The sequence below is a fragment of the Mesoplasma syrphidae genome, from assembly GCF_002843565.1.
In the GTDB taxonomy this organism is placed as follows: Bacteria; Bacillota_I; Bacilli_A; order Mycoplasmatales; family Mycoplasmataceae; genus Tullyiplasma; species Tullyiplasma syrphidae.
This window is the reverse complement of record NZ_CP025257.1, coordinates 409540-429587: the sequence shown is the minus strand read 5'-3', so window position 1 is coordinate 429587 and position 20048 is coordinate 409540. Positions and strand designations below refer to the sequence as shown.

Here is a 20048-nt window from a genome sequence, read left to right as displayed (position 1 = left end):
TTTCTCCCTCTAATATGTTTTTTACTTATTTTGTTGCGATTAACATCATATAGATACAAAAATTTTCATAAGACTCTTGTGCTTATTATCAAACCTTAATTCGGTCTTTTTTGGGTTTATACATTTTGTCTCCTGATTTGGTTTTATAAAGTTCATGAAACTCATCGATATTTACAAATACACCGTTTACACGAACTTCTTCTGGTGAATGGGGGTCTGTTAATAAACGAGTATTACGCAATTCTGGAGTTGAAATACGACAAAAGACTTTTGCAAAATTTTCAAAGAATAATTCTAAATCATTTGGAGCTTGATTTTTACATATATCTAAAGCTGCAGCAACTCCACTTAAATCTCCAATGTTTTCTCCCAAGGTTAATTGTCCATTGACATGTGTTCCATTAAATTCATAAGCATTATATTGCTCAACAATTTTATCTGTGCGATTTTTGTACTGTTCATAGTCTGCCTTTGTTCATCAATCTTTTAAGTTTCCATCCTTATCGAACTTACTTCCCTCATCATCAAACCCGTGGCTAACTTCATGCCCAATTACAGCCCCAATTCCTCCAAGATTTTTAGCATGTTCTTGTTCTTCACTATAAAATGGTTTTTGTAGGATAGCTGCAGGGAAACATATTTCATTTGATGTTGGATTATAATATGCATTGACAGTTTGAGCATACATATATCACTTATCCTTATCAACTGGATTAGCAATATTTGCTAATTCCTTGTTTAAGTAATGTTTTTGAATACTTAGTGTATTTTCAAATAAGCTTCCGCCATTTTCATAAAGATCAATTTTCAGATCACTAAAATCATCTCATTTATCTGGGTATCCAATTTTTACCTTAAATGAATCTGCTTTTTCCAATGCTTTAATTTTAGTCTCTTTTGACATTCAATCTAAGTCGTTTATACGATTTTTATAAACTTTGATTAAATCATCAACCATTGTCAAAACTTGTTTTTTTGCAGATGGTGAAAAATGTCTTTTGACATACTCTTGAGACAGTAACTCTCCAATCAAATCATTAACAAAATTTGTGGCACGATCTTCGGCTGGTTTTTTAGTAGTTACTCCACTAAATACTGAACGATAAGCAAATTTGATTTCATATAAATTTGTTGTCAATAATCCTGAATATCCTGAAATAACACGAATCTTCATAAAGTCTTTCAAATCTTCAAGATTAATTTCAGCAAGCATCTCAGTTAATTTTGCAAAAAACTTAGGTTCACTAACAATAATTTTTGAAGCTTTAATATATCCAGTAGCTGTTAGGTATTCAGTTCAATCAATAAATCCAAATGATGATGTAATTTTTTCAGCAGTAAACAAATTATAAATTGCTTTAGGATCTCTTAACTCCTCATTTTTCAACATTGATTGAGCAATCTCTTTTTCAAAATTATAAACTAGTTCAAAAATATTTGTTGTTGATAAACCAACTTGACTTTCTTGAACTAAACTATCCAGATAAACTTTGTATGCAGCCTTAATTTGGTCATGACGAGGATGAGTTGGATCATAAAAATCACGATCTGACATTCCTAATCCCATAGAATCAATCATCAGTGCTCTAGTTGTACTATCTTCAAAATCAGCATCAACAGATTTACTATGAAAAAAACTAACATCTCATTTTTCACTTAACTCAATAAATAATTTTGTTAAATCAGCTTTTGACTTTAATTTATCAATTGTTTCTAAAATTGGTTGAAGCGGTGCGATTCCAGCTTTATTTCTGGCTTCATCATTTAAATAGTTTTTATACAAGTTAACTAAAAATTGATTTTCTTGTGATATTAAAGTTTTTTGACTTAATAAGTCATGAATAATTTTTTTGATGTCATCATCAGCTTTTTTCCCTAGCTCCTCAAAACTTCCTCATGATGCATAACCATCAGGTAATTTGGTATTATCCATTCATTCTTTATTCACATATTCAAAAAAATTGTCTTGTGCTCTTACTTTACTCATTTTAATAACCTCTCTTTTATTTTTCTATTTATATAATTGTATATCAAAACAAAGATTCAAAAACTTTAGCTTATTTATTTCTTATTTTTCTACTAATTGGTCCTACTTACAACTCCAAATCTACTTATATTTACAATCTAAAAATATTTTTGAAAGTATAATATTGGCAAGGAGCAGATGTGATTTTTGACTTTTAGTAAATATCAGTAAGTATAAGAAACTTTCATAATAGCTATTTTTTTATTTTTACTCAAGACAACTAAGTTATTGGCATGCTATTCTGGCAAAAACTTCGAAATAATTTCTTTATAGTTTTTTTCAACTTCAGGGGTATCTTCGATTCTACCAATATTTAATAATGAATTAAAATAGCTAACAAGATTTGGAAAGAAAAAAATGATGGCTCCAATAATTGTTAGCAATATTAGAAAATATTCATCAAAAAATCATCAAAATCAAAAATATATCCTCAATATAATTCTTGATAGAAGAGATCTTTTATTTAGCTTGCAACAACTGTAATATTCTGCATGTGGCAATGAATTTTGACTCAGTTCTGATGTCATCACCTGATTCTGCTTTTTTCAACTTTCATAAGTTTTTCTTGAAAAATAGTTTCTAGATATTTCAATGATTTTTAAATATACTCAAATTTTTTCACTTTTTGATATTGCTTCTCATTTATTAGTTTGCCTATTACATTTAGAAATAATTCAAAGTGACTTAATAGTCAATATTAGTCTTAGAAAAGTATAAATAATTATTATTAAACTTATAACTTCTGTTATTCGATAAGATATCAATGAACTTTTACTTTTCTTCAAAATAACTAATTCAATTAAAATGACAAAAACTGTAGCAGCTATCATTACCAAACTAGTAATTATCAAGTCCTTAATAATCTTCAAAAATAGCATTCTTATAAATTCCAACCTTGAAAGTCTAAAATTGCTGTCTTTGAAAATTTTTTCCATATTGGTCATAATATACATTTATCCCCTTTCGTCAAACTTTATAATATTTAAATTATTATAATAAGTGTGATTGTAAAAAACAACTTAAAATAGGAAAACTGGAAAACTGTTCGCCTATTTGTTTTTCAAGTCATTTGTTTACACTTTTGCACTTGCCTATTACAAGATATGCAAAAGAAAAAAACAAAAGCCAATTCTAAAATAGAAAATTGTTTTGTTTTTTTAAAATTTGGGTTGTTATCTTTGTTTAATTTAGGTTTCGCTTTATCTAAAATAACAAATAGTTAGAATGTCTGTGTGTTTTATTTATATTCAATAAGAACACTCAAAGCGCTCAAATTTAGATCAGTTATACCATTCTTGTTCATTAACAATTTGTAATCATCAACAATTTCTTGTTGTTTTACTAAAATATTGTCGTATTTTTGCTTGATTGCTTCAATTAACAAAATTTGTTCATCGATCATGCTTTTTTTGTTATGAATTAAAGTTTCCAATTTAGCAGTTTCGTTATTCTTACTTTGTTTAATTTCTAGCTTATCAAGCAATTCTTCTTTATCAAGTTTCCAATTTGCTAAAATTGCAGTTTGTTTTTGATATTCATTGATCACTTTGCTATTAGCATTCATTTCAGCATGATTTTGCTTAATAAATTGCTTGTATTGACTTACTAGCACTTTATTTTTGAAGCGAGTTTTCAAACCAATTTTTTTAAAGTTTTGGTTGAACTTATTCTTAATATTAATGTTGTTTGAAAATAGAAATAGTGTTAGTAAAAATGCAGTTCCGAATCCCACAATATTAACTCCCAAAATACCAATTAAATGTGATGGTTGACCAGAATATAATAATAACCCTGGAATAACTGTTACTCCCATCCCTGGACATGTAACATTAAAGATTCCTGCAATGAAGCCTCCAGCTGCTCCTCCAACTAAACCATACAAAAATGGCTTTACTCTTGGCAAATTGGTTCCAAAAATTACAGGTTCAGTGATTCCAAATAATGATGTTAAACCAGCTGATAAATGTAATTTGCTATCAACTTTGTTTTTAGTTAAAAATGCAACAGCAAACGCAGCCCCACCTTGACTTACAATTGAAGCTGTTCAAACAGCATTCATAATTGAACCGTTGCCAGTAATTTGCCCTTCAATTACCATTTGCATTTCCAATCCTTGTAGTAATTGGTGAGCACCTGTAATAACAATTGCTTGTAATGTTCCTGCTAATAATGCAGTTCCAAAACCGTACGGGATTTTTAAAAAGCTTGTGGCTCCAATTAAAATACCCTTTTCAACAACTTGCAATAAAGGTCCAAATACAAATAGTCCCATTACAAATGTAACTGTGATTGTTATGAATGGGGTAATAATCATATTTAGCGATTTTGGAACAACTTTTTTTAAATTTTTTTCCAATACCGCTGCTAAAATTCCCAATGCAATTGGTGGTAAAACAGATCCTTGTCACCCAACAATTGTTATAAAACCAATTTTTCATGCTAAAACTTCAACAGGAATTGCTAGTCCTGAAGCAGTTCAAGCTTCTTTAGCCGCTTCTATTGTTGGATAACCCTTAATAAATATTTGATAATAATCTCAGGTTGCGACAGCATTTTTATCTGGCAAAATTGGTGAGACGAACATAATTCCAATAATAATTCCAATAACTGGAGTTCCTCCAAAGCGCTTAACTGTTGACCAACAAACCAAGGCTGCTAAAAAGGCAAACGCTGTTGATGTCAAAATATTTAAAATTTGCTCAAATGTTGTTCCTACTTCAATAATTTTAAGTTGAACAAATAGTGCTTTAAATCCCATCAATAATCCCGCAGATACTAATGCCGGAATAATCGGTAAGAAAATGTCTCCTAAAGCTGTAAATACTGGCCCAAGTCCGCGTTTTCGCTTTTGAGCAATTTTTTCTTTTAGCTCAAAACTTCCTGAACCTGCTGAGTTTGGAATCGCTAATAAGTTTTGAGTTTCTTTATAAACTTCTTCAACAACACCCGATCCAAGAATGATTTGCAACTGATCACCATTTCAGTTGATCCCTTTGGCAATCGGATTTTGCTTAATTGTTTCAATATCAACTAATGTCTTGTCAATTACTTCGTAGCGCATTCTAGTGAAACAATGTACGTAATTTGTAATATTTGATTGTCCGCCAATTGCTACTAAAAAGCTTTGAGCATGTTGATTATAATTAACCTTCTTTTTCACAATTTCTCTCCTTATAGTTTTGAGTTTATTAAATCTTTATAACAATGAAAATAGGTATAATCATAAGTTTTAGATATAAAAAAGCTTGGGATAATTACTTATTTCCCAAACTATTAATTTGCTTAACATGTGCAATTACCTGATTGGCATAAATTTCTGGATCTTCTAAATTTCCATCAATTACCATAAAAGGAAATGCATCTTTTAGATGTAAATATCAGCGGTCATACATTTCAGTTAGTTTTGTTCAAAACACATTATCAACTGCTAATTCACGCTCAATTGCTCGAGTATGAATACGACGAATTGAAGTTTCAGGACTAACCTTTAAGTACACTACTAAATCATAACCTTCCTGATTTGGACCTTTAAAAATTGATGGCAGCACTGATATTTCAAAATACTCACGATAGACTTTTCAATCACGTTCATCAATATTTCCTGCTTCATAATTGCAATGAGCAAAAATAATTGTATCCATGATCCCCCGATCATAAATAACATTTTGATATTGCTTAGAATCTAGAAACTGCTTCATGCGATTTGCAAGCATTAATAATTCCATTTTATATGCTGCTGCTCGAGATATAATTTGATTTGGAGAATAAGAATCTTCAAAGTAAGGATTATCTGACAATGGTTCTCAAAATACTTGATAGTCTTTAGGAAGCTTAGATTTTAATTTATCAATTAATGTTGTTTTTCCAGCTCCAACTGTTCCAAAAATTGCAATTTTCATAAGCCCTCCTTTTTTACATTTAAAATTATTTTAACACTTTCTATCTTAATGAAAATCGTTATTGAGTTTTATTTAAAATATTTTAATGTCACAAAATTTGTAATATTTAGTAGAAATTCCATTTCCTAGTGTTAACATGATATAGTATTAAAATCACTACAAAAAGTATGTAATTTTGAAAGCGTTGTCAGGAGAACTATGCGTTGACTATTTTTTAAGAATTCGGTCAGAAAATCTAAGAAAAAACTTATTCAAATTGGGGCATTGGGATTTTTAATTTCGTTATTCTTTATAGGAGTTTTTGGAACCTTTGCTGTTAACTTAAAGGTTGGTACTGCTTATAATGAAATTAAAATTTCCAGTAATTTGAGACAAGTGGTAATGGATGTTGATTCCAATACTCGCTTGGCCAATCCCACAAAGGATCAAGATGATAAACTACCTGAAAGCCAGGAACTGTATCAGCAATATGTATTAAACCAATTAGCAATAAAAAATGCCTTTGAATGATCTAAAACTGAAGAATGGACAATTAATAATATTACTAATCAGCAGACTGCTCTAAAATTAAAAGTTATTGCAAAATTTGATTCAGTGCCAGAAGCTCAAATTGATAAACTTGTTCTTGCAGAAGGAAGTAATTTTTCTAGTAATTATGAAAGTGCCAAGCGTGAAGTAATTTTTAATCCAACTTTTGCTAAAGCTAATAATATTAAAATTGGATCAATCATCCGTTTGCAACCTGATGAATATGGAACTAGCTTAATGGTAAATGAAAATCCAGCTGTTAATAAAGATATTACTGCAGTTTCTTCTCTTGAGGAACTATTAGAAAACAGCAAATACTATGGATTAAATTGATATAAGGTTATTGGATTCGGTTCTTCTGTTGATTTTGCTTACCCTCTATTTAGCAAACTATCGATGTATCCTAAAGCTAAAGAAGAAGCTTTGGTTTATGTTGATGCTCGAACTTTGGGATTTAGTAACTATCAATTTCAAATTAATTATCAAAATGGTATTTCTCAATTGCGAACAATGAAGATTTTCAACTCCAATACTGCATTGGTTTCTTTAACTTCAGAATTTGACCGTCAGACATACTATTCACTTAAAGCAACCAATCCCAAGCAAACTTTGGATGTAAAGTCTTTAAATGGTCAATACAAGCAACTTGGAGGTTTATTCAATAACCAAGAGTATTTTTATAGTAATAATGATAAATCTTATCGTAACTATGCTCGAATTAATAACGTCAGTAAAATTTTAAGTCTTTTCAATCTCATGAGTGGATTGTTAGTGACTGTAATTTTTTCAATTACAATATTTATTTTTTATTTAGTATCAAAAAAAGAACTTGAAAATGAGTTAGCTGAAATTGGCTACTTAAAATCAATGGGTTATAAAAATGATAAAATTATATTTAACTATTTAGCATTAATTATTTTTGCTTGCTTATTTGGCTATGGCACTGGAGTCGGTATATTTATCGGTTTTCAAAATCATTTTATTAATTTATTTACCAACATTTTTAATTTTGAGTTTACAACAGCGAATAGCTTGTGATACTTTGAACTATTAAGCCTAATTGTAGTAATAGGAACTTTTTTGCTTATTACATCAGTAATTTGTTACCACAACTTCAATAGGCCCTTGACTGTTTTAAATTTTGGTGTTAAAAACTCTAAAATTTCTTGAGTTGCAATTAAATATAAGCAGTGATTTGTTATTAATAAATTTGATAACAAACTTCGTGCAGCTTTATTTATTTCATCATTTTCAAAAATTTTGGGAGTTGCAATGGCAATGCTACTATGTGCTACTTTGACTTCTTCGGTATTAATTATTCCTCAGCAAATTAAAAATAATTATCAGAATATTTTTGCCAATATTAATTACAAAAATAAAGTTATGTATACTTCTCCTGTTTCCAATAATCCCCTAAGCTTTTTAAAGACCTATAACCCCTATTTTAGTGATTCCGAATGAGGTTTTGATTTTAATAATAAACTGGTCGAGCAATACATTGGATCAAGAAGCAAAGATATTGTCAGCACAGCCTATCCATTACTTAATGATGACTCAAAAGAAATCAACTGAAAAAAAGTCACTAACGATATTTTAAATAACAATATTCATACTGACTATTATTCTTACGATATTGCCAAAAAACATAATACTGCTTGGGCAGAATTTAGCTGAATTAACTGAAAAAACTTGTCAACAAGTTTTTTATTGGAATTGGATAATGCTGAAATTGATGATAGCTTTGGAATTGGTATGATTGGTGCTGGTCAAACAATGAAAAATATTTATTCACAATGAAATGACTTTGCAACTTTGGAAAATGATCTTGCACAATTTAAAAAAGAAACTCCTACTAAAAACAGTTTATTAGCATATTGTGATTTAATGTTAAATTTTTATAAAAAATACTCGGATGCATTACCGTTAACTTACAATAAAAAGCTTGTTAAAAATAACATGCTTGATAATAATCAAATGAATAAAGTGCTTAAAAATGCTATTGCCATTAAAAATAATACATATCAAAATTTTTGAAAAATGGATAAAGACTATAATAAAAACTATCAAATAAGCTCAAATAAACAACCTGATTTTGACTTTTATTTGGATAAGCAATTGGTTAATATTAAAACATTAAAATCGGTTTCTTTAAAATCATGAGCAGAAGAAGATATAAAGCGTTTAAATAATAATCTAACACTTTGATTTGCCTCAATTTTTGAATGACGCTTGGGGACATCAATTTTAATGCTAACTTATACAAATACCCCCTACTATATTCAGCAAAAAATTATTAATGCTTTGGAAAAAGAAACGACTTTTGCAATTAGCAACAGTATTGTTCCTTACAATCAAACAACTGATGAATTGGGAACAACTTTTAAAGCTAAGTATGATAATTTAGAATTTGATGTTTATGGAATTGATTATGATTCTCAGTTAACAACTCTTTTGGACAAAAAAAATCAACTTTTGAATCAAAACCTTTTTAATACAGCAACTAACACCTATGATATTGTCATTAATCAAGCGTTGGCAAAAAAACTAGACTTGAAAACTAATGAGTTGATAGACTTAGAAGTAATTAATGCTAAGCTTGAAACTTTAATTGATAATCAATATCAACCAATTAGTTTAGATGACGTTCAAATGGGTTGAACTAAAAATCCATATAAGGATTTTAGAACTCAATCGAGCCGAAGCTACTATTCTAGTCCTAAAAATTCTTCAGAAGCTCGCAATTTCTCTGATACTTTTTTGGGAATTCCTGAGAATTTCACTTCTGCAAATTTTGGAAGTGAATCCTTAGCGATTACCAATAATGGCGCCTTAGGCGCTTCTAAACAACCACCAATTCATAAGCAAGTTACAAATAATGAGCTTCGAATTGGAACAGATCCGATTAGGGTTGAGAAACCTTTTAAAGTGGTGGGAATTGAAAACAGTTATGGAAAACCGCAAGCATGAATTGCAAATAGTAATGCAAATAAGGTTATGGAATATGACAGGATTCAAAAGTTTAACTTTGAAAACTTTTTCGTTCCAGAGTGAGCATATGTCAATGATTTATATACGTTTGAAAATTTTAATGACAACGACTTGAAAACTTTTTTACAGAGTTCACCATCATATTCTGAATTTCAAAATATTCTCCAAGCAAACTCAAATTTGGCCTGAGACAATTTAAATAAGTTTTACAATAACCTTTACCCAGTCTTTAATTACAAACTATCTAGTAACCCAGAACTTGATGATCTAGTTATTGGATTATCAACTACTCAACGCTACGGAGATTTTAGTGAATTTGGGACAAGAGGATCATACGAAATGATTACTCCACCAGGATGCGAAGGTAATGAAAATGGGCAAGAGTGTGAGCCAATTATTAATAAGGATAAGTATTACGAAGGCTTCTCGACTCCAAGTATCAGCACTTTAAGTCCTGTTAATTTAACAAAAAATATTATTGAGGATTTAGCTATCAAACTAAATTTGATAATTTACATTTTTATTACAATTTTACTAATGATTACCTTAATTATATTATTACTAGCAACGACCCTAATTATTGAAGATAATCATCAGTTTATTAAGACAATGAAGATTTTGGGATATTCAAATTTGTACATTATTAAACAAATTTTCAGATTATATAATTCTTGAATTATATTAATATTTACTGCAGGATTAGGACTAGGAATTTATAGTATTTATGTGTTTATTGCTGCAATTTCAAACACCAGTTCGTATGTCTTTTTTGCAAACATTATTTGATGATACCCACTAGGAATTTTTGGTTTACTACTTTTCTTATATTTGGTAACCTTTATTGTTAGCTGACTAAATGTAAAAAAATTAAATAAATAAAAAACTTTTCACTTTAATTAAAGTAAAAAGTTTTTTTTATTTAAGATACATTTGAATTATCTGACTTAACTCTAAAGCAGCTTTAGGTAAAAACTGATCAAATTGTTCTTCATTAGATTCATCATTTCCAATTACATCAGAAACAATTTTTAAAGCTCCAATCGGAATGTTAAAGATATGCGCTGTTTGCATTAAGGCTGCGCACTCCATTTCTGCTATTGCAATTTTGGCTGGAAGTTTTGATGTGTATTCGTTAATTTTAGTTTGTGACTCAAAAAATATATCACTTGAAGCAGTATTGGCAATCATATAATTATTTGCTTGTACACAAGCCATTAACCTTGCACGAATTTCACTATCGGTTGTATAATGTGGTGGCATTCCTGGTAATTGCCCATGCACATAACCAAATCCGGTTGAATCAGCTGTTGATAAATAAGCATTGTCGACAATAACCAAGTCTCCCCGTTTTAGTTGATGTCTATCTAAGCACCCAGCTGTTCCCACATTAACAATTTGACTAATTTGACCTTTGTACTTAGTTAATAAGTATGATAAGGTTGTTGCAGCATTCACAAGTCCAATTCCAGTATAGGCAACTAAAACCTTACTATCTGGAGTTAAAAATTCAGAAACTATTGAGTCTTTAACGGCAGTAGCCTTGATATCTGTTACCAACTGATGAAGCTCTTCTTTCATTGCCCCAATTAATAAAATCATTCTAATTTTCCTCATTTTCTATTCAGTATTTAACTGTGTTGATTAACATTTTACCAATGTTTTCAACTCCATGATCAGCAATTGAGCGATCGTATTGCATTTGCAGTAATTCTTTAAACCCCTGCTCTAAATTTTCAAAGCATAAATTTCTAAAATACTCGACATTAGGATAGTTACGCTCAACTGATATTTTATCAGCACAGAAAATAATCATATCTAGACGAGTCATATCAGGACTTCCAACAGTGTGATTAAAAACGGCTTGTAAAATTTCGGTATCCTTAATTAACCAATCTTTTTGTAAGTGTAAATAACCGGTAAAAGAATGCCAAACTTGCTTTGGTTCTAATAATAATCCCGGCATGTAATGTTCTAAATATCAATGAGATTTTTGCTCATCTCAGCGTTTAGTTACGTCATGTAGTGTTCCTGCAATGAAAGCTTTTTGCTCGCTTTCTCCTCATACGAGTGCTAATTCTTTTGCCATTGTTCCGACATTTAAGCAATGCAAATAGCGCTCCTGATCCATTTGATTTTCTAAACGTTCATGAAGATACAAAAGATTATAATTAATGTAGTCATTTATCTCGGGAATTTGTTTATCCAAATCTATTAAATTACGAATCTTTGTTGAAGATAAAAAATTGTTATTAAACTCAAAAACTTCCAAATTATATTTGTCTACGATGATTTGATTGATAGCAGACTGACGTTTGAAAACTTTAAAAGGAACTAATTTAATAAGTTTATCAAACTCATTTCATTTTTCAAAATTATCTAGTTGATCGCTTCCCATAATAAAGGCAAAATCGTTCTCCGGATAATGCTCTAAAATGTAACTAACAGTTTCAAAAGTTGAAGTCGCTCGTTGGTTACGTATCTCATATTCATTAATGCGAATAAATGAATTTTGAGATTCAATAATTTTAAGCATTGAAAGCCGGTCTTTGATAATACTGTTTTGCTTTTTTTTAAAGGGATTTAAATAAGCGGGAACTAATCAAACTTCTTCAAAACCTAATTGCTCATGACATGCTTTGGCTATATTGACATGATCAGTATGAATCGGATCAAATGAACCTCCAAATAAGGCAATACGTTTCTTAGCCATGGATATTTTACCTCTTTTCTCATATTTCTTGTCTATTATTTTTACTTAACTTACAGACTTTATACAGCTTAATTTTTAGACCCTTTACTTTAGTATGGCAGCTCAGTCCCAAATATTTTAATCTTCGATCCCCTTTCAGTTACCATCAGTAATATAATTTTCGCCTTTTTGAACTTCAACTTTTGATAAGTTTGGGTAACCTCATTGACGAAGAACTTCATAGGCTGTAATTCCTACACAATTAGAAATATTGATGCTACGTGCTTCAGGAACCATTGGGATTCTAAAGGTTGTTGTAAAATTGTCTACTAAAATTTGTTTGGGAATTCCTGTTGATTCCTTACCAAACATAATAAAAACATCATCATTAATTTCTGTAAAATCATAATCTGAGATTGGTTGTTTGCCATAACGTGATAAGCAAAATAGAGTTGCATTAGGATTGGCTTCTTGAAAATGTGCTCAATCATCATAACGTACCATATCTACATACTTAAATTCATTGGCACTTGGACGTGATAAATGACGCTCGTCAAAAGGAAAACCCAATGGTTCGATGATATGAAGTTTAGCAGCAGTAGCTACACATGTACGCATAATCGCTCCGACGTTTTGAGCAATTTCTGTTTCATATAAAACGATATGTAATTTTCTTTTGTTCATATTACTCTCCTTTATAATTCTTAATAAACTCTTTAAATTCATCTACAGCTTTTTGACGTGAGGAATTTTTATTTTTAGTTGTTAGACCCATTTGCGCATAAGTTAAAGTAAAGGGATCAGGAATAAAAATATGATCATAACCAAAGCCCTTATCTTTTTCTCCCAAAATCTCTTTAGCAATTCTTCCATTAACCTCACAGTAAATAACTTTTTCAACTTGACTAATTGCATCATAAAAAGCAATTGCTGTACTCATTCTAGCTGTTCGTAATTTCATATCTTGGTATTCTTGCATACGAAGTAATAAAGCTTGAGAAATTTCAATAAAATCAGTTAATGGTTCGGCTCATCGTTTAGAATGAATTCCAGGAAATCCATCTAAGCAATCAACACTTAATCCACTATCATCACCAATAGCAATTCCCTTAACATGTAATGCTAAATCTTTTGCCTTTATCATCGCATTTTCTTGAAAAGTTGCCCCATCCTCAATAATATCTTCATATTCAGGAATATCTAACAATGTTTTAATTTCATACTCGGGAAATAAAATTTTAAATTCTAATACTTTAGAAGGATTTGCAGTTGCTATTCATAAAATTGGTTCTGTCATTAAGATGGCTCCTTTAGTGTAAAATTAAATTATATAGTATATATTTTAGAGGTTTCAGAATGGAAAATAAACAATTTCAAGGATTAACTAATACTTTGTTTCTTAAAAATGACTTAATTGGCAAAAAATCTAATCAAATTGTCGATTATTTTCTTGATCGTGAAAATGAACAGACCTTTTATGAACAACTTAAGGATTCGAAATTTGACTGACTGTTGGTTCCAGTTAAATGAGAATTTGATGAAAGTAATTTATTTACATCATACACCAAATACTACCCAAATACTTTTACACTTCATGATCAAGAAATTTGTACTAGTAAAATGAAGGCAGTAATTCGTTTGATTAAAAAGTTTCACCATTTAGATTTGACTCTGAAACCCTTCAATCCTCAAGTAATTTTGAATAAGTTTAAAACTAAAGTTGTTCCGATTTTTGATTTAAGTCAATATGATCAAAAAATTGTTCGAATTATTGATGATTGAGATGACGGTTCTGGACTAGTTGTTTCTCACAATGATTTGGTTCGCGGAAACTTTTTAAAGATATCCAACCGTTGGGTTCTAATTGATTTTGAATTTGCTAGTCTAAATCATTGACTATTTGATTATGCGAGTTTCATGAGCGAATCGTTAGATCCAGATCAATGACCCAAATTTTTGAAGCTATTGAATTTGTCAGCAATAGATTTGCAAAAGCTGTTTGATTTTATTACCTATCAAAATTATTTATGAAGCTATTGAGCAAGTTATATGTATCAATCAACGAAGCAAGAAATTTTTAAAGAAATTGCTCAGGATAAATTAAAAAAATTAGCATTTAAATGCTAATTTTATTTTTCTTATTAAATATCTAACATGTCAATAAATACTGAATCAAAGACTCTTTGAATTAGAAATGCCAAACGACGATCACGTCCTTTAGATTTTTCTTGACTGATGTATTCTAAAAAATCAGTATATTTATCTCAAATTTCTTTATAAGTATCAAGTACCATCAAATTATGGTCCAATAAAACTTTTTTGCATTTTGCGTCTTTTACATCAGTTATTAAAAACAATCCCTTTTTAGAAACAACTGATAAATCAGTAAATTCAATAAATTCATAGTTATTAATAACTTCGTGATTTTTAATAAAATCTTTATTTGCATAAAATTGATCACGAATTAGCAACTTGTAATTATTATTTACACTACTTTTGATTGTTGAAATTTTGTTTAATGATGTAGAAAATGATGGAATTAATAATAAGGTACTTAGTGTTGTTACTAACACTTTAACGATTGTTGCACTATTAAAAATTAATTCTACTTCAAAGTTTAATATGACCACAACAATAATGTTTAATGAAATCATTAAAACAACAAATTGAAAAGGCATGTAATTAATAACACGTTGGGTTTTGACTTCCATTGCTTTTAATTCCAAATTTTCTTGATAAATGCAAATCTTTTTAAAATACATTGAATCATACATAAAGTTAGTTATCGTAAATTTTAACAAAATATAAAATGAACTTATAATAATTAAATAGTTTAAGACGCTCTCGGCTGTCTCATTCATATCTGGTAAAGCCAATTTTGTAAAAAATGAAACGCAAACTGCTGCAAATAGCATCATATCAGAAATAAATAATATTAGCAGTGGCTTACTTGTTACAAAATACTTTTTCGTAAAGTCGTAATAAAACTTACGAACTTCGGTCTTAGTTTTTTGATGCATTTTCTCTCCTTAAGATATTTTTTGTTTTCGTTTTTTGGACTCTTTTTTATCCAACTTTGCTCTAATAATGGCGGCCTTTTCATTAGCCTTCTTATCCTCATAGCTTTCAAGAAGACGAGTATTTAATTGTTCCTTAAACAGTTCAAGTTCCTGGCGATCTGCTTCGTGCTTTTGCGCTAGTTTTTCAGCTCGAACAACACGAAGGTGATGCTTTGAAGGAACTGGCAAACCTTGGCGATAAGCTGACAAGATTTCCCGATCCTCTTCTTCAATTTTGTATGCTCAGTTACGAGCTAAATTAGTTAATAAGACTCCAAAAATTACACCAATAATTCCTAATACCACAGCTAATAAAAATCTTATAAAAATTTTTAGCATTTCAGTTTGCTTGGCAACTTCTCAATTAATCATCCATGCGCCATTTAAAATTATTGATGCACCCACAATTGCTAATCCGCATGTATATGTAAATGAATCAGCTTTTTGAAGACGAACAAAAAATAATATTGTATTAAATAAAAGAGCATAAACAAAATAGCCTATTATGATTGCTATTAAAATTCCGAAGTTGCTATGTAATTTCGAAATATAAACATTAAAACTGTAAGCCCTAAAATCAGGACCAACAACTAATCATAAAGCAATAAATGGAATGATTGTTAAACAAAGTTCTGACAGTAAACTAATTCAAAAATTAGTTCTTGATGATGAAAATTGACGCATTTGTTGTCAGTAAGAATCGATCTTTGTTTGTTCTTCGTCCATAGTTTGTCTCCTTTATTTATCTTATTATACAATTATCTATTTTATTTTAGGAAAAAGCCCTTTTAAAAGTTAAAAAATAAGTTTCGCAACTTATTTTTGACTTTATTTAATTGTGTTTTTTCATCCACATAAGGCGACTGTTTCTCGACCCGTATGAGCAATAATTACATTAGTTAATTCTGAGATAGTACCAATTTTAAAACCCTCATCATTAATAATTTTCAGAATCATTTCAAAATCTTCGGATGAAAAGCGTGAATACGCAACATCAATAAATTTTGTACCATGACACTCTTTTTTGATTAATTTTAATGATTCCTTGATAGCTCTTTTAAATGTTCTTGCAGTATCTTCTTTATCAATTGTTCCATCGTATCTTAATATTGGAATAATTTTTAGCATTTTTGCAAGCGCAGCAGCAGTCGGAGTTATTCGCCCACCACGCTTTAGTGTTTCAAGATTCTTGGGAATAATAAACGTTGTAAATTTACTTGAAAGCTCTTTCACTAGTTCTAAAATCTCAAATCCAGTTTTATTTTCAGCAATTCAAAAAGCTATTTGCTTAACAGTCTTTTGGGTAATGATTGAAACATTATTGCCATCGCAAACAAAAACTTTACCTTTATATGCCTCTTCAGTTTCACTCATCATACGGGCGTTTGCAAATTGGCCCGATAGTCCTTTTGAAATTGGTAAATAAATTATTTGATCGTAATTTACTAATAATTCATCCCAGACTTGCATTAATTGTCCCGGAGTGGCTTGAGATGTTTTTAGTGGTTGACTATCTAATAATTGATAAAACTCTTCTTTAGCCAAATTATTGTCATCAAGAATATCACGCCCATCTTCAGTGTTTATAATTAAAGGTACCAGATACAAATCTTTGTATTCATCAATTTTTCCGTCATATGATGAATCTGTTAATATTGCTATTTTCATTGTCTGTTCATTCTTTCTATTTACTTAGTTTTGTGAATGTATCTACTTTAAAATACCCTGTTTTTTGGCGCACAATTTTTAACTGATATTGATCGCTTTGGTAATTAATGCTTACAGACAATTCTTTTATAATTTTACCACTTTGTTTTTTATTATAAGAGGTAATTGTTCATTTTGTTGGATCCATAAGTTGGGTTTGAATAATGGCCTCAATTTCTTGATTGACACTAGTATCTACTCCATGACTAAACACTTTTAAGATTTGTAATAGTTCTGCAATGGCTACACCATCGCCTAACATATCTTTGATTGCAGCTAAAGGACTACCATCATCAAACTTTTTAGTTATTTTGTTATATCCCAATACTTCAAACATTTGGTATGGATTTTTTAAGGCTTTTTCCAAAACTGAAGTAGTAACAATCTTGATTTGATTATTTTTTTGCTCTTCTCAAGTAACTTTTTTTGTTAACGAGTAAATCACATTACTTATTTTATTTAGCTTTAGGGGTTGTTCTGAGTATTTGCTCTCTTGATTAACAACATTAATGTTAAGATCTAATTCTTTACAAATTTTATTTAAGATTCCTGAAATAGATTCATTATCAATTGTTGGTCTCGATAGCAAAGTCTTAATGTTAAATTCTGAAATCATCGGTAAGCTAATATCTAATGGTGCCAGAATTGGACCAAGTTCTTCTAGCAAGTTTCCTGAATAAAGTTCACTATAAAGATTCTTGTTTAATTTTGAAGCCCTCAATGCCTTTGTCACTTGCTTCATTTTCTCTTTCAATTCCGGTGGAGAAGTAACTGTTGCTAGTGTAAGCGCCAAAACTAAGCTATCAAGTGATCCTCGATTTGCCAAAGCATCAAATAAACTTCCTGTTAGAGTTGGGATAAAAGCTCCTAATATTTTCCCATTAGGTATATTTGCCTCTACATATGACTTTAAAACTTCATTAAATAGTGGCGCTAAACCTAATCTCGAAGTAGCAAGATATTTTGGTGTTTTAGCAAAAAGCATTGCCATTAACTTTTGAAAGTTATAACCCTCATCATCTACTGTGAAAATACTGCTTATATTGACAACAAGTTTTTTAAAATCAATATAATTGTCTTCCTTAACAAATTGTCTCTTCAAAACTTTATCAACAATGGTATTATTATTTTCTTTATCAGAAAATAAATAATCACCTTTTTGCGCTGTATAATCGCGATATTGATCAAACTGAACTATATATGCTAACATACCACGACCAAAACGAATTATTTGTGCTAAACCACGAACACTATTAAACATGTTAACTTTGACTTCAGATTTTCCATTCATTAACATTCCTAATATTTTTGCTATATTGACTGCTGCTTGATTAAAATTAGCAACATCATTGTTGACTGTCACTTCAGTTATATTATCAAAACCTAAAATATTACGCAGTCCATTGCTTAGTTCAATTGAGCTTGCATTTAAAACTTCCTGATAAGAATAATTTTCATAGTTTAAATCATCAAATGCATAAGCCAATTCTTCAATAGTATCAATTGGTAATGACAATGTTTTAATAAAGTCTGCCAAATCAGTTGAAATAAAGGCTTGCAGAATTACCGAATTAGTAAGAATTCCTACAATAGCTTCTAAAGTGTTGCCCTTTGTTAACAATTTGATAGCATCTCCTAATCCAGAAATTGTTTCAAGAATTCCTTTGCTATTAGAGATTACTTGCTTGCGAACTGCTAAATTAGCATTTGTTACAATTGATTGCTTATCAAATACATTTGAGACGCTAAAATAAAGCTTTGCTCATTCGTTTAAGCGAGTATATTCTGTCATAGTAGGTTCAGTTAAATCAAATCCTTCAATATTGCTTAAACGTTGCGCTGAAGTAAAGTTTTCAAACATATAATTTGCATCAATTCCAGTTTGGTCATTCAAAATTAAAGTTTTGGCAATTTCAGTTGTAGCTAATTTTAAATTATTCTCATTATTAGTTGTTTCTGAATAAGCAATATCATTGGGAATTGATCCACAACTAACAATGGTTGCCCCTGAACTAGCTACAATTGTAAATGCTCCCAAAATGCATAATAATTTTTTCATTATTTAGCACCTCATTTCATAACAAGCTGTTCTAAGTCATTAGCGACTTTTTCGTGTGCTCATTTGGTTGGATGAACTGCGTCATAAAAAAAGTAGTTGTCAATTGTTTTTTCTGAGATACCTTCATTATATTCAACTGGAATAACGCCAGTTTCTAAAATTTTATTTAAATCAAATTTTGTAGTTGTTGCTGGTTTTTCAAAATCTTTATTTTCTTTTTCATATTCCTTTAACATTTCATTAAAACTTTTCATTAAGTCATACATTTGCATTGAGTTTCCATAGTTTTTATTGACTTCTTCAAAAACAGTGTTAAAACGAGCATTAAATTCATAACTTAAAGCCTTTGCTTCTTGCTTAATTTTGTCATTTTGACTGTTATATGTGGGAATGCGACTAATATCAGGAGCATTCATAACAACAATGTTAGTAATTCCATTATTTAGCAATGTCAACATTGCATTTTTAATATTTTCCATTGCTTCAGCCATTTTTACAGCTTTATTAGCATCGCTTGTTCCCATCATTCCAAACAAATCATTTCCCCCAATTTCTAAAAGAACCAAATCAGTTGATTTAACTTTGTGCTGCTTGATAATTGCTTCTGCTTGGTCTTGAATTTTAAAATAATTTACAATCGCTCCCATAGGTCCACTAGCTTTTGCAGCTGTGGCTCCTCCAATCGCATAGTTTTTACCAAACTTACTTAAAGATGCTTGTCCTATTTTGTAATCAAATCCTGATTCAAATTTTTCAATTCCAAGTTTTGCAGCTAAATTTGCAGCAGCCGTATTTCCATTAGTGAACGAACTGTTAAAACTTGGTTCACTAAACTTAATTGTTGTTCCAAGAGCCATACTCAGCGCTGATGTCAATCCATTAACATCGCTTAAACTATCCCCTATTGTATAAAAATTAGTAAAAAGCCCAGTGTTATTTGAATCATCAATTGCCTTTGACTTATCAATATCTAGTCCAACCAAGCGATCAAAGTCAATATTCTTTTTTTGGGGAACTGTGCAAGCAGAAACTACAGCAATTGGTGATAAGGCTAAAATAATTGTTCCAATAATAGCTAAAAATCGCTTCATAA

General features: G+C 30.0%; 15 protein-coding genes. 2 read left to right on the top strand and 13 right to left on the bottom strand.

Annotated elements, in window-relative coordinates; all coding sequences use genetic code 4:
• Nucleotides 1–85: 85 nt before the first annotated feature.
• From CXP39_RS01820 to CXP39_RS01805, 4 genes are all read right to left on the bottom strand, one after another.
• On the bottom strand, nt 86–1987 hold the full coding sequence (locus tag CXP39_RS01820) for a M13 family metallopeptidase (protein WP_027048117.1): 1902 nt from the start codon (nt 1985–1987) through the stop codon (nt 86–88).
• Between the two features lie 275 nt (nt 1988–2262).
• On the bottom strand, nt 2263–2979 hold the full coding sequence (locus tag CXP39_RS01815; RefSeq protein WP_027048118.1) for a hypothetical protein: 717 nt from the start codon (nt 2977–2979) through the stop codon (nt 2263–2265).
• A gap of 284 nt (nt 2980–3263) precedes the next feature.
• Complete coding sequence (locus CXP39_RS01810; RefSeq protein ID WP_051591858.1) at nt 3264–5186, bottom strand: PTS transporter subunit EIIC; 1923 nt, start codon at nt 5184–5186, stop codon at nt 3264–3266.
• Nucleotides 5187–5280: 94 nt separating this feature from the next.
• Nucleotides 5281–5925: a deoxynucleoside kinase gene (locus tag CXP39_RS01805; RefSeq protein WP_027048119.1), complete on the bottom strand. Its 645-nt coding sequence runs from the start codon at nt 5923–5925 to the stop codon at nt 5281–5283.
• A gap of 198 nt (nt 5926–6123) precedes the next feature.
• Between CXP39_RS01805 and CXP39_RS01800 the strand changes: the two genes are divergently transcribed.
• Nucleotides 6124–10320, top strand: coding sequence for an FtsX-like permease family protein (locus CXP39_RS01800; protein ID WP_027048120.1), 4197 nt, complete (start codon nt 6124–6126; stop codon nt 10318–10320).
• A gap of 36 nt (nt 10321–10356) precedes the next feature.
• On the opposite strand, the gene mtnN is transcribed toward CXP39_RS01800, so the two are convergent.
• From mtnN to CXP39_RS01780, 4 genes are all read right to left on the bottom strand, one after another.
• The gene (gene mtnN / locus CXP39_RS01795; RefSeq protein WP_051591859.1) at nt 10357–11040 is read right to left on the bottom strand and encodes a 5'-methylthioadenosine/S-adenosylhomocysteine nucleosidase; all 684 of its coding nucleotides are present in this window, start codon (nt 11038–11040) and stop codon (nt 10357–10359) included.
• A gap of 1 nt (nt 11041) precedes the next feature.
• Complete coding sequence (locus tag CXP39_RS01790) at nt 11042–12151, bottom strand: nicotinate-nucleotide adenylyltransferase (RefSeq protein ID WP_036256252.1); 1110 nt, start codon at nt 12149–12151, stop codon at nt 11042–11044.
• A gap of 117 nt (nt 12152–12268) precedes the next feature.
• The gene (locus tag CXP39_RS01785) at nt 12269–12814 is read right to left on the bottom strand and encodes a tRNA (cytidine(34)-2'-O)-methyltransferase (RefSeq protein ID WP_027048123.1); all 546 of its coding nucleotides are present in this window, start codon (nt 12812–12814) and stop codon (nt 12269–12271) included.
• A gap of 1 nt (nt 12815) precedes the next feature.
• Nucleotides 12816–13427 (bottom strand): non-canonical purine NTP pyrophosphatase, encoded by a 612-nt coding sequence (locus tag CXP39_RS01780; RefSeq protein WP_027048124.1) that lies wholly within the window; start codon nt 13425–13427, stop codon nt 12816–12818.
• 59 nt (nt 13428–13486) lie between these two features.
• On the opposite strand from CXP39_RS01780, the gene CXP39_RS01775 reads away from it, so the two are divergent.
• Nucleotides 13487–14257, top strand: coding sequence for a phosphotransferase family protein (locus tag CXP39_RS01775; RefSeq protein ID WP_027048125.1), 771 nt, complete (start codon nt 13487–13489; stop codon nt 14255–14257).
• A 14-nt stretch (nt 14258–14271) separates the two neighbouring features.
• On the opposite strand, the gene CXP39_RS01770 is transcribed toward CXP39_RS01775, so the two are convergent.
• The 5 genes from CXP39_RS01770 to CXP39_RS01750 form a co-directional block, all read right to left on the bottom strand.
• Nucleotides 14272–15150 carry a hypothetical protein gene (locus tag CXP39_RS01770; protein ID WP_027048126.1) on the bottom strand — a complete coding sequence of 293 codons (879 nt, stop codon included), beginning with the start codon at nt 15148–15150 and terminating at the stop codon, nt 14272–14274.
• Nucleotides 15151–15159: 9 nt separating this feature from the next.
• Nucleotides 15160–15915: a DxFTY motif-containing membrane protein gene (locus CXP39_RS01765; RefSeq protein WP_027048127.1), complete on the bottom strand. Its 756-nt coding sequence runs from the start codon at nt 15913–15915 to the stop codon at nt 15160–15162.
• 102 nt (nt 15916–16017) lie between these two features.
• Nucleotides 16018–16857 carry a DegV family protein gene (locus tag CXP39_RS01760; protein ID WP_027048128.1) on the bottom strand — a complete coding sequence of 280 codons (840 nt, stop codon included), beginning with the start codon at nt 16855–16857 and terminating at the stop codon, nt 16018–16020.
• 16 nt (nt 16858–16873) lie between these two features.
• Nucleotides 16874–18955, bottom strand: coding sequence for an MOLPALP family lipoprotein (locus CXP39_RS01755; protein ID WP_027048129.1), 2082 nt, complete (start codon nt 18953–18955; stop codon nt 16874–16876).
• Nucleotides 18955–20046: an SGNH/GDSL hydrolase family protein gene (locus CXP39_RS01750; RefSeq protein ID WP_027048130.1), complete on the bottom strand. Its 1092-nt coding sequence runs from the start codon at nt 20044–20046 to the stop codon at nt 18955–18957. The genes CXP39_RS01755 and CXP39_RS01750 overlap by 1 nt, the downstream gene beginning before the upstream one ends.
• Between the last annotated feature and the right edge of the window lie 2 nt (nt 20047–20048).